This is a genomic window from Streptomyces sp. NPDC056628, assembly GCF_042792555.1.
Classification (GTDB): Bacteria; Actinomycetota; Actinomycetes; order Streptomycetales; family Streptomycetaceae; genus Streptomyces.
In genome coordinates this window covers 326,970-337,752 of record NZ_JBHTWG010000004.1, presented here as the reverse complement: position 1 = coordinate 337,752, position 10,783 = coordinate 326,970, and the positions used below count along the sequence as shown (strand labels likewise).

Below are 10,783 nucleotides of genomic sequence, written 5' to 3'. Positions count from 1 at the left end.
GGTCGTCCGCGTACTGGGCGTACGCGGACGATCCCGACAACGCGGCGAGGCGCCGTGCCAGGCGTCGCGGACCAGACGGGACTTTCGAAACACGCTCTAGCCGCCCAGCACGTCCGCCAGGACGCGGGCCGCCCGCTCGGTGTCCGCGAAGGACACGTACAGCGGGGTGAAGCCGAAGCGCAGCACGTCCGGGTGGCGGAAGTCGCCGACCACACCCCGCGCGATCAGCTCCTTCATCACGTCCCCGGCGTCGGCACAGCGCAACGCCACCTGGCTGCCGCGCTCGGCGTGCGCGGCCGGTGTCACCGGCTCCACCCGCCCGGCGGGCGCGTACGCCTCGACGCACTCCAGGAAGAAGTCCGTCAGCGCCAGCGACTTGGCCCGCACCGCCTCCACCGGCACCCCGTCCCACACGTCCAGGGCCGCCTCCAGGGCGAGCATCGACAGGATGTCGGGGGTGCCGACCCGGCCGCGCAGGGCACCGGGGGCCGCCGTGAAGTCCCGGTGCATCCCGAAGGGTGCGGCGTGCGAGTTCCACCCGGGCAGCGGCGAGTCGAACCGGTCCTGGAGACCATGGCGCACATACAGGTACGCCGGTGAACCCGGGCCGCCGTTCAGGTACTTGTAGGTGCAGCCGACCGCCAGGTCCACGCCGTGCTCGTCCAGCCCGACCGGCAGCGCGCCCGCGCTGTGGCACAGGTCCCACACGGACACCGCGCCCGCGGCGCGCACGGCGGCCGTGAGCGACGGCAGGTCGTGCAGCCGCCCGGTGCGGTAGTCGACGTGGTTGAGCAGCACGGCGGCCGTACGGGCGCCCAGCGCGTCCGGCACCTCGGCGGGCGTCACAGGCCGCAGCGTACGGCCGGTCATCCGGGCCGCCGACTCGGCGATGTACCCGTCGGTGGGGAACGTGGTGGCGTCGACGAGGATCTCGTCGCGGCCGTCCCCAGCCATGCGCGCGGCGGCCACCAGCGCCTTGAAGACGTTGACGCTGGTGGAGTCGCCGACGACGATCTGCCCGGCCGCCGCGCCGACCAGCGGGGCGATCCGGTCGCCGATCCGCTCCGGCGCCGTCCACCAGCCGCTCTCCTCCCAGGAGCGGATGCGCAGCTCGCCCCACTGCCGGCGCACGACGTCCGCGACCCGGCCGGGGACGTGCGCGGGCAGGGCGCCCAGGGAGTTGCCGTCGAGGTAGACGACGTCGTCCAGGACGAACTCGGCGCGCTTGTGCGCGAGTCCGTCGGCGGCGTCCAGCTTCTCGGCCCGCGCGGCGAGCTCGTTCGGCTCAGACACGGGACCTCGCCGTCCACAGCTCCGGGAAGACGTTCTTCTGGGCGCGCTTCTCCAGCCAGGCCACTCCGGCCGAGCCGCCGGTGCCGGCCTTGGAGCCCATCGCGCGGCGGGTGGCGACCAGGTGGTCGTTGCGCCAGCGCCACACCAGTTCGGCGACGTCCGTGAGCGCCTCGCCCAGACGGGTGAGCTCGGCGTTCTGGTCGCCCGCGTAGATCTCCGTCCAGACCGCCTCGACCGCCTCCGAGGGCTCGTAGCGGCGGGTGACGTCCCGCGTGAGCACCGCCTCGGGGATCGCGTGGCCGCGCCGGGCGAGGAAGGACAGCACCTCGTCGTAGAGGCTCGGCTCGTGCAGGGCCTTCTCCAGCTCCGCGTGGACGCGCGGAGCGCCGCGGTGCGGGACCAGCATCGACGCCGACTTCTCACCGAGCAGGAACTCCAGCCGGCGGTACATCGCGGACTGGAAGCCGGAGCCCTCGCCGAGGGCGCTGCGGTAGGAGTTGAACTGGGCCGGCGTGAGCTGTCCGAGCGGCGTCCAGGAGGCGTTCAGGGCCTCCAGTTCCCGCACGGACCGCTTCAGGGCGTCGATCGCCACACCGGGGCGGTCCTCGCGCAGCGCGCGCGCCGCGGTCTCCCACTCGTGGACGATGACGGTGAACCACAGCTCCATGACCTGGGTCGTGACCAGGAAGACCATCTCTCCGGGATCGTCGGAGAGAGTGTGCTGCAGGTGGGTGAGGACGTCCGCCTTCACGTAGTCCTCGTACGGTGTCGTACCCGCGAAGTCGAGATTCGGGGCCTCGGGCTCCTGAGTCCCCGCGGTGGTGTCCGCGGGCCGGTGAGCCTGCTGGGACATCGCTGTCTCCTGTGTAACTCCGGGTAGCGGTCCGCCCTGCCGTTATCGGCAAAGGGGCCCCGGTCCCCACCGGCATCCTCAGCCATGCCCCCGGAACCTCGCAAGGCCCGCCCGGTCACACCGGTCGGGCCTTGCGATAACCGGACGGGACCTAGCCCAGGGTCTGGGCGGCCGTCGGCGAGGAGTCCTTCAGGAACTGCGAGCAGCGCTCGTACTCCTCCTGCTCACCGATCGCCTCGGCGGCCCGGGCGAGGGCGTGCAGGGCCCTCAGGAAGCCCCGGTTCGGCTCGTGCTCCCACGGCACGGGCCCGTGGCCCTTCCAGCCGTTGCGGCGCAGCGCGTCCAGACCGCGGTGGTAGCCGGTCCGGGCGTAGGCGTACGACTCCACGACGCTGCCCCGCTCGAACGCCTCGTCGGCGAGCTGGGCCCACGCCAGGCAGGAGGTCGGGTACCGGGCGGCGACGTCCGAGGGCGCGGTACCGCTCGCGAGCGCCTCGCGGGGCTCCGGGTCGTCGGGCAGGTGGGTCGGGGGCGGACCCCCGAGCAGGTTCTCGTGAATGGCCATGGTCCTCAGTGTCGTCCATCCCGCCCCCCGGGACCCCATCCAGCCCACCGGGACCCCGTCCAGCCCGTCCGGCGCCCGGGAGCAAGGCCCCTCCGGGGCCGCAGCCGGGTCCGGGGGCGGCAGCCCCCGGGATGCCTACTCGTCCCCCGGACTCCCGCTGCTCCGCTGCCCCTCCAGCGGCGGTACCGTGACCGCCCCGTGCCGGAGGCACTGCGGCTTCCGGCACCCCGCCGGCAGCGACCGCACCGTCGTGAACGCCACCACCGCCCCGACCACCAGCACCCCCGCGCAGATCGGCATGGCCCGCCGGAACGCGGCGTCGAACGCCGACGCCGACCGGTACGCCTCCTCGCCCATCCCGGCCAGCAGCGGCAGCGCGGCCACCGCGATCAGCCCCGCCGCCCGCGCCGCCGCGTTGTTGATCCCGCTGGCCAGCCCCGCCCGGGCGGTGTCGACGGACCCGAGGACGGTGGCCGTCAGCGGGGCGACCAGCGTGACCATGCCGAGGCCCAGCACCAGCAGCGCGGGCAGCACGTCGGTGACGTACTCGGCGTCCGGGCCCACCCGCAGCATCAGCAGCATCCCGGCCGCGCACACCAGCGGCCCCACGGTCAGCGGCACCCGCGGGCCGATCCGGGCCGCGAGGGCGCCGGAGCGCGCCGAGAACAGCAGCATCAGCGCGGTCGTCGGCAGCAGGGCCGCACCGGCGCCGAGCGCCGAGTACCCGGCGACCACCTGGAGCTGGAGCGCGGCCAGGAAGAAGAAGCCGCCGAAGGCCGCGTACACGCACAGCGTGACCAGGTTGACGGCCGTGAACTGCCGCGAGCGGAAGATGTCGGGCGGCATCATCGGATCGCTCCGGTGCCGCTCGACCCGTACGAAGGCGAACCCGGCGCCCACGCCCGCCACTGCGGCCACCGCCACCGTCGCCGACCCGGTCGGCGCCTCGATCAGCGCGTACGTCACGAGGGCCAGGGACAGCGCGCCCAGGGCGGCCCCGAGCACGTCGAAGCGGCCGTGCCGGGTCTCGTCGCCCGACTCAGGGACGTGCCGCACGGCGATCGGCGCGCACACCAGCGCCACCGGGACGTTCAGCAGGAAGACCCAGCGCCAGCCCGGCCCGTCGACCAGCCAGCCGCCCAGGAAGGGCCCGACGGCCGCCCCGATCCCCCCGAACCCGGACCACAGGCCGACCGCGGGCGCCCGGTCGTCGGGGTGGAAGGACGCCTGGATCAGCGCCAGCGACCCGGGGGTGAGCAGCGCCCCGCCGATGCCCTGCAGGGCGCGGGCGGCGATCAGCACCTCCACGCCGGGCGCGAGTCCGCACAGCAGGGAGGCCGCCGCGAACCACACCACCCCCACGACGAAGATCCGCCGCCGCCCGTACCGGTCGCCGAGCGCGCCGCCGAGCAGGATCAACCCGGCCAGCGTCACCATGTACGCGTTGACGGTCCACTGGAGGGCGGCGAGGTCGGCGTCGAGGTCGCGGCCGATGCGCGGCAGGGCGACGTTGACGACGGTGGAGTCCAGCAACGCCATGCTGGAGCCGAGGACGGTGGTGAGCAGGATCCACCGGCCCTGTGGTGAGGCCAGCCGCACGTCGGGCATATCCCCAGGTATACAGCGAGCCCGGCGCCAAGGGCAGGCGCCGGGCTCGCGGGTCCCCGCGGGGACGAGAACTACTTGATCTTCGTGCCGACGGAGCGCAGGTGCGAACAGGCCTGCGTCACGCGCGCGGCCATGGACGCCTCGGCGAGCTTGCCCCAGGTCCGCGGGTCGTAGGCCTTCTTGTTGCCGACCTCGCCGTCGACCTTCAGGACGCCGTCGTAGTTGCGGAACATGTGGTCCGCCACCGGGCGCGTGAACGCGTACTGGGTGTCGGTGTCGATGTTCATCTTCACGACGCCGTTCTCCAGCGCGACACGGATCTCCTCCTCCGAGGAGCCGGAGCCGCCGTGGAAGACGAAGTCGAACGGGGAGCTCTTGCCGAACTTGGCGGCGACGCCCTCGTTCAGCTCCTTCAGCAGCTCGGGGCGCAGGACGACGTTGCCCGGCTTGTACACGCCGTGCACGTTGCCGAAGGACGCGGCGAGCAGGTAGCGGCCCTTCTCACCGAGGCCGAGGGCCTCGGCGGTGCGGATCGCGTCGTCGACCGTGGTGTAGAGGGAGTCGTTGATCTCGTGGGAGACGCCGTCCTCCTCGCCACCGGTCGGGGTGATCTCCACCTCGAGGATGACCTTCGCGGCGCGGGCCTGCTCCAGCAGCTCCTGCGCGATGGCGAGGTTGTCGGCGAGGGTCTCGGCCGAGCCGTCCCACATGTGCGACTGGAACAGCGGGTTCAGACCGGCCTCGACGCGCTTCCGCGAGAGCTCCAGGAGCGGCCGTACGAACCCGTCGAGCTTGTCCTTGGGGCAGTGGTCGGTGTGCAGCGCGACGTGCACCGGGTACTTCTCGGCGACGATGTGCGCGAACTCGGCCAGGGCGACGGCGCCGGTGACCATGTCCTTCTTGTACTGACCGCCCAGGAACTCGGCGCCACCCGTGGAGATCTGGACGATGCCGTCGCTCTCCGCCTCCGCGAAACCGCGCAGGGCCGCGTGCAGGGTCTGGGAGGAGGTCACGTTGATGGCCGGGTAGGCGAACTTGCCTGCCTTCGCCCGGTCGAGCATCTCGTTGTAGATCTCGGGGGTTGCGATGGGCATCTGTCCGCTCCTTGGAGTGTGCGGGTTGACGTACTGCGTACGGCTTCTTCTTACGGCCCTGACCTAGACCTTGGGGGTGTGACGTCGTCGTCGGCGCCCATCTTTCCAGACGAACCGGGATGCTCCGAGCGTCTGTCACCAGCCGAGACGGACGCGTCTGGCGGGGGGTGTCAGTCGAGGCCGAGCTCGTCCTTGGAGTACGCGAACAGGTACGGCACTTGGGCGCCCTCGCGGATCTTCTCGGCGGCGCCGGTGGCCCGGTCGACGATGGTCGCGACACCGGCGACCTCGGCGCCCGCCTCGCGCACGGCCTCGACGGCGGTGAGCGGCGAACCGCCGGTGGTGGAGGTGTCCTCGACGACGAGCACGCGGCGGCCCGCGATGTCCGGTCCCTCGACGCGGCGCTGGAGGCCGTGCGCCTTGGCGGCCTTGCGGACGACGAACGCGTCGAGCCTGCGGCCGCGTGCGGCGGCGGCGTGCAGCATGGCGGCGGCGACCGGGTCGGCGCCCATGGTCAGCCCGCCCACGGCGTCGAACTCCAGGTCGGCGGTCAGGTCGAGCAGTACCTGCCCGACCAGCGGGGCCGCCTCGCCGTCGAGGGTGATGCGCCGCAGGTCGACGTAGTAGTCGGCTTCGAGGCCCGACGACAGGGTCACCTTGCCGTGCACCACGGCCTTGTCCTTGATCTGCTGCAGCAGCGCCGCACGTACGTCAGTCATGCCGCCCAGCTTAGAGGCGCCGCCAGCTCCAGACGGTCGTGGCCTCCAGCGGCTCCAGGGGCGTGACCAGGCGGGGGAGGGTGTTCAGCCCGTCGGGCGGACCGGTCTGCGGCTCGACGCAGACGGCGGCCTCCTGCTCGTCGTACACGACGACCCACTCCTCGCGGCTGGTCACCTTCAGCTCCAGCTGCTCGGGCCAGGTGAGGGTGACGTCGACACCGCCGGGCATCCCGAAGCAGTCGTCCCAGGGGCCGGGCCTCGGCGCGATCCGGTTGCCGGTGGGGAGGTGGTCGCCGCCGCGCTCCTCCTGCCAGGCCGGGGTGAAGTCGAGCCGCACGTCCTGGCCGCCGTCGCCGAGGTTGCGGTTGAACCAGGGGTGCCAGCCGATCTGCGCCGGGAAGGACGCGTCGTACGTCTCCACGGACATGGTCAGGCTGAGGCTGTCCGGGGTGAGCACGACGGCCTGGGTGACCCGGCCGCGGTAGGGCCACGGCTCGACCAGGTCGTAGGTGAGGACGGTCTCGGCGCCGGTGTGCCGGGCGACCTTCCAGGCGCCGTCGCGGGCGGTGCCGTGGATGGCGTGGGGCGGCGCGTTGAGCGGCATCTGCCGTACCTCGGCGCCGTCGCGGAAGCGGCCGTCGCGGATCCGCCCGCACCAGGGCACCATCGGGAAGCAGCCGAACCGCTCCCCCTGCCGCAGCAGCTCCGTCCCGCCGACGCGCAGTCCCCCGACCCGTCCGCCGTTGCCCGGCAGCACGTCCACCTCCGCGTCGCCCGCGGTCAGCGTGATCTGTTCGGTACGCACAGGACGACCCTACCGGGGGCGATCAGGACCGCCCGGCGCGTCAGCGGCGGCGGCGCAGCATCCGGCCGGCCACGATCGCCGAGGCCAGCACGACCGCGGCGGCCGGGGCGGCCCAGCGCAGCGCGGAGTTCGGCGCGAGGGACTGGGCCGGCGGCACCGGCGCGTACCGGCCGCGCGGCGGCGCGTGGTCGACCTCCTCGGCGCTGCGCCCGATCATCGTCCGCCGGGCGTGCGCGGCCTCCGCGACGGGCGCCTCCTCCTCGTCCCCGGTCTCGTCGCCGTCGTCCGCGTCCGTGTCGGCCTCCGGGTCCAGCGCCGGTGGCGGCACCTCGGTGTCGAACACGGACGCCGGGTCCGGCACCGGCGGGTCCTCCGCGTCCGGCGTCGTCTCGAAGTCGCTGGTCGCCTTGGGTTCGAACTCGCCCGGCGCCAACGACTCCTCGACCCCTTCTCCGGCGGCCTCCGGCCCGGCGGACTCCGCCGCCAGCGCGCCCAGCTGCTCGGCGAACCGGTTCAGCAGCCGGGTGACGGCCCCGTGCACGGCGTCGGCCGGGAACTCCGTGATCCGCCCGTCCGCGGACGCGCCGCCCTCGAAGGCGAGCGTCGACCCGCCGACGGCGGCCCGCGCGCGCAGGGTGAGGGCGAGCTTCACGGAGCCGGTCCCGCGCGCCTCGGTCGCGTCGCCCTCCACGGCGTACGCGCCGTCGTCCCGCGCGGAGACGCGTACGGCGCCCCGGTAGGTGATCGTGTGGCCGCCGACGCGCAGCTTCAGGCGCCCCGCGACGGGCTCGGCACCGGCGTCCTGCTGGAGCCCGGGCACCGCGCGGGCGACCCGCACGGGGTCGGCCAGCACCTCCCTGAGCCGCTCGGCCGGGACCGGAACGAACACCTCATGCTCCATGCCGATCGAGCCTACCCAGCATGGCGTGAACCGCACCCACACAATCCCGGGATTCGACGGCCGGATGCCCGCCCGGGCCGCTCAGTAGCGTGGATGCACCAGCGTCGACGCCCGCAGCCCGCCGATCCGCGACGCCTCGGCCGCCCGCGCCCCCGCCGCGAGGTCCTCGCGGGTGAGCGCGCCTGTCCCCGCCCGCAGCGGCGGCGGGCCGTCCCGCCCGGCCAGGACGAACCCCCAGTCGTCCGGCGCCCGCGCCGGACCCGCCGCCGGGTCGCGCACCGCGAGGGAGTACGGCGTGGTCCCCAGCCCGGCCGCGCGCAGGGTGGCCTCGACGGTCCAGAAGACACGGGGGTCGGCGGAGAGGGGCCCGGCATGCACGACGAGGCGGCCGCTCGGGGTGAGGGCGCGGCGGGCCAGGCCGTAGAACTCCTGCGAGTACAGCTCGGCGCTGTCCGTCACACCGGGGTCGGGCAGATCGGCGACGATCACGTCGTACGAGCCCGGTGGCACCGACCGCAGCAGGTGGAAGGCGTCGGAGTCCCGGACGCGGACGCGGGCGTCGCCGTAGACGTACCCGTTGAGCCGGGACAGCGGCGGGTCCTCGCGCGCCAGCCGCACCACCTCGGGGTCGGACTCGACGATGTCGATCCGGCGCACGCCGGGGTGGCGCAGCACCTCGCGCGCCGCCAGTCCGTCGCCGCCGCCGAGGATCAGCACGCGCGCGTGCCCGCCGCTCATCGCGGGGTGCACCAGCGCCTCGTGGTAGCGGCCCTCGTCGCGGCCGCTGACCCGGAGCCGGCCGTCGAGGAACAGGTCGAGGGGGCGGCCGCCGGTGCCGCCGGTGATGACGACCTCCTGGGCGTCCGTCCGCACGGCCACCCGGACGTCCTGCCCGTACATCGCGTGCCGCGCGGCCCGCTCGAAGTCGTCGACGAGGACGGCGGCGGCGGCGAGGACGCCGAGCACGGCGAGGTTGACGGCGAGCAGGACCCGGCGGGCCCGGGGGCTGAGGTCGGCGCGGAACACCCCGAGGACGAGGGCGGCGCCCACGACCGCGTTGACCGCGCCGGTGAACAGGGCGGACGTCAACTGCCCCAGCAGCGGCAGCAGAAGGAAGGGAAAGGCCAGGCCGCCGACGAGCGCGCCGACGTAGTCCGCCGCGAACAGGTCGGCCACCGCGCCGCCCGCGTCCTGGCGGCGGATGCGCTGGATCAGCTCCATCAGCAGCGGGATCTCGGCGCCGATGAGCAGGCCGATGACGAGGGAGAAGGCGACGAGGAGGACGCGGGGCGCGTGCGTCCAGGGGCCGCCCCAGTCGCCGGTCCAGGCGAACACGGCGTACAGGGCGAGGGCGCTGCACCCGCCGACCAGCGCGAGGACCGCCTCGATGGCACCGAAGCCGGCGGCGGCCCGGGGCCGCAGCCGCTTGGCCGCGAGCGAGCCGATGCCCATGGCGAAGACCATGACGGACAGCACGACGGACGCCTGGGTGACCGAGTCGCCGATCAAGTACGAGGCGAGCGCGACGAGCTCCAGCTCGTACACGAGTCCGCAGGCGGCGCAGACGAAGACGCCCGCGAGCACCAGGAACCGCCCGGTGTCCGGCCGGACCGGCAGCCGCGCCCGGCCGCCCCGGGAGGGCGTCGTGCCGGGGGGCGCGGGGGCGTGCGGTTCGATCACGCTGCCGACGGTACGTTACGCCCGGGGCACGCTTCGTCACCCACACGTGTGGAACTGGCGGCTCCGCGGGCGCCGGTGGTTTATCCGGCGAGGAGGGCGGACGAGCGCAGCCGGTTCGCCGTGGGCCGGCCGGGGCCCGCCGGGACGCGCACCCCGACGCGGGTCCGCGTCGCCACCAACTGTCCGTCCTGCGGGTAGGCGTGCCAGGTGCGCCAGTGCACCTGCCCTTCGTGGCGGCGGGCCAGCATCGCGGTGAAGGCGTGCGGGCTGCCGGGGAACACGCCGGCCAGGCCGTGCGGATGGTCGGCGACCAGCGCGAGCAACTCCTGGGCGCGGCCCGCGAACTGGGGCGGCGACAGCACCTCCATCCGGGCGGCGAACTCGTACTCCCAGTCGCCCGCGCGCTTGGCCACGCCGAGCGGGAGGGGGGTGCTGCTGCCCGGAATGCAGGCCACCGTCTCCGAACAGCGCCCCCGATCCTCCTCGAGGAGAACCTGATGGGAGGCGCCGAGCAGTCTCAACTGGAGTCTGGTCCCGCCGAGTTCGAGGTCGAGCGTGGCCAGTGCGGGAAGCGGCTCCCGCCCCAGGGTCCAGGCCAGGTCGGCGGCGCGCGTGTCGCTGTAGGCGGTGTTCAGGGTCGTGAGCATGGATGGGCTCCGCTTGGCACGCAGGAGGAAGGTGGGGTGCCGGCCGTCGTCGCACTGCCGGCACCGGGACGTCGGCCCCGTCAGCCCTGTCGGCGGTCAGATGAGTGTCCGTGGGACGTCCGAGGGGCTGCGTGGGTGAACTTAACTGAATCATGAACTGTGTCGGCGACACAGCGTTTTTACCCAAGTTCGTAGGGTTTCCATCCCTCAGAGGGCTTATCAGCTCAACTGTTCAACTCCGGCGTGCGCCTGCGCGAGGGGAGCGCGCGCCGGAGCGCCCGGGAAACGGAGCGCGGGGCCGGTCCAGGCACCGGCCCCGCGCTCGTGGTGGATGCGGCTCCCCCTGCTGGGTGGAGCTCAGCTGCCCCGTGTCAGCTGCCCCCGCCACCGCATCCGCCCCCTCCGCCGCACGACGACCCGCCTCCGCAGGACGAGCCGCCGGAACAGGAGGAGCTGCTGGAGCAGGACGACGAGGAGGAGCTCCCGCAGGACGTCCCGCCGCCCCCACCACCAGCCCACCAGCTGTTGTTGCTGCCACTGCTGCGGCTGTACGAGCCGCGTCCCCGCCCGCGCGACCGGCTCGCCGACCGTCGCCCGGCGTTGCGTGCGATGGACACG

The 10,783-nt window shown here is 73.8% G+C and carries 11 protein-coding genes; all 11 read right to left on the bottom strand.

The genetic code is table 11. The features are described from left to right. Positions 1-96 precede the first annotated feature (96 nt). Positions 97-1,293, bottom strand: a complete 1,197-nt coding sequence (kynU, locus tag ACFRAC_RS09185) for a kynureninase (protein WP_382922684.1) — start codon at positions 1,291-1,293, stop codon at positions 97-99. Beyond that, positions 1,286-2,146, bottom strand: a complete 861-nt coding sequence (locus ACFRAC_RS09180; protein WP_382922682.1) for a tryptophan 2,3-dioxygenase family protein — start codon at positions 2,144-2,146, stop codon at positions 1,286-1,288. Before ACFRAC_RS09180 ends, kynU begins: the two co-directional genes overlap by 8 nt. Positions 2,147-2,297: 151 nt before the next feature. Beyond that, positions 2,298-2,711 (bottom strand): DUF3151 domain-containing protein, encoded by a 414-nt coding sequence (locus ACFRAC_RS09175; protein WP_382922680.1) that lies wholly within the window; start codon positions 2,709-2,711, stop codon positions 2,298-2,300. A 135-nt stretch (positions 2,712-2,846) separates the two neighbouring features. Beyond that, positions 2,847-4,319, bottom strand: a complete 1,473-nt coding sequence (locus ACFRAC_RS09170) for an MFS transporter (protein WP_382922678.1) — start codon at positions 4,317-4,319, stop codon at positions 2,847-2,849. Positions 4,320-4,390: 71 nt separating this feature from the next. Further along, positions 4,391-5,413 (bottom strand): class II fructose-bisphosphate aldolase, encoded by a 1,023-nt coding sequence (fbaA, locus tag ACFRAC_RS09165; protein WP_382922676.1) that lies wholly within the window; start codon positions 5,411-5,413, stop codon positions 4,391-4,393. A 170-nt stretch (positions 5,414-5,583) separates the two neighbouring features. Further along, entirely contained in the window at positions 5,584-6,132 is a 549-nt protein-coding gene (pyrE, locus tag ACFRAC_RS09160; RefSeq protein ID WP_361345580.1) for an orotate phosphoribosyltransferase, read from the bottom strand. A gap of 10 nt (positions 6,133-6,142) precedes the next feature. Beyond that, positions 6,143-6,937: an aldose 1-epimerase gene (locus ACFRAC_RS09155; protein WP_382922674.1), complete on the bottom strand. Its 795-nt coding sequence runs from the start codon at positions 6,935-6,937 to the stop codon at positions 6,143-6,145. Between the two features lie 40 nt (positions 6,938-6,977). Continuing rightward, complete coding sequence (locus ACFRAC_RS09150; RefSeq protein WP_382922672.1) at positions 6,978-7,838, bottom strand: SRPBCC domain-containing protein; 861 nt, start codon at positions 7,836-7,838, stop codon at positions 6,978-6,980. Positions 7,839-7,919: 81 nt separating this feature from the next. Then, entirely contained in the window at positions 7,920-9,518 is a 1,599-nt protein-coding gene (locus tag ACFRAC_RS09145) for a polyamine aminopropyltransferase (RefSeq protein WP_382922670.1), read from the bottom strand. Between the two features lie 80 nt (positions 9,519-9,598). Further along, positions 9,599-10,165 carry a DUF2617 family protein gene (locus ACFRAC_RS09140; RefSeq protein WP_382922668.1) on the bottom strand — a complete coding sequence of 189 codons (567 nt, stop codon included), beginning with the start codon at positions 10,163-10,165 and terminating at the stop codon, positions 9,599-9,601. Between the two features lie 357 nt (positions 10,166-10,522). Beyond that, positions 10,523-10,684 (bottom strand): hypothetical protein, encoded by a 162-nt coding sequence (locus tag ACFRAC_RS09135; RefSeq protein WP_382922666.1) that lies wholly within the window; start codon positions 10,682-10,684, stop codon positions 10,523-10,525. Positions 10,685-10,783: the final 99 nt, after the last annotated feature.

Excerpts from the sequence above, each read along its gene's own strand:
- ACFRAC_RS09180 (WP_382922682.1), bottom strand. The coding sequence starts at position 2,146 with ATGTCCCAGCAGGCTCACCGGCCCGCGGACACCACCGCGGGGACTCAG.
- ACFRAC_RS09175 (WP_382922680.1), bottom strand. The coding sequence starts at position 2,711 with ATGGCCATTCACGAGAACCTGCTCGGGGGTCCGCCCCCGACCCACCTG.
- ACFRAC_RS09170 (WP_382922678.1), bottom strand. The coding sequence starts at position 4,319 with ATGCCCGACGTGCGGCTGGCCTCACCACAGGGCCGGTGGATCCTGCTC.
- fbaA (WP_382922676.1), bottom strand. The coding sequence starts at position 5,413 with ATGCCCATCGCAACCCCCGAGATCTACAACGAGATGCTCGACCGGGCG.
- pyrE (WP_361345580.1), bottom strand. The coding sequence starts at position 6,132 with ATGACTGACGTACGTGCGGCGCTGCTGCAGCAGATCAAGGACAAGGCC.
- ACFRAC_RS09150 (WP_382922672.1), bottom strand. The coding sequence starts at position 7,838 with ATGGAGCATGAGGTGTTCGTTCCGGTCCCGGCCGAGCGGCTCAGGGAG.
- ACFRAC_RS09140 (WP_382922668.1), bottom strand. The coding sequence starts at position 10,165 with ATGCTCACGACCCTGAACACCGCCTACAGCGACACGCGCGCCGCCGAC.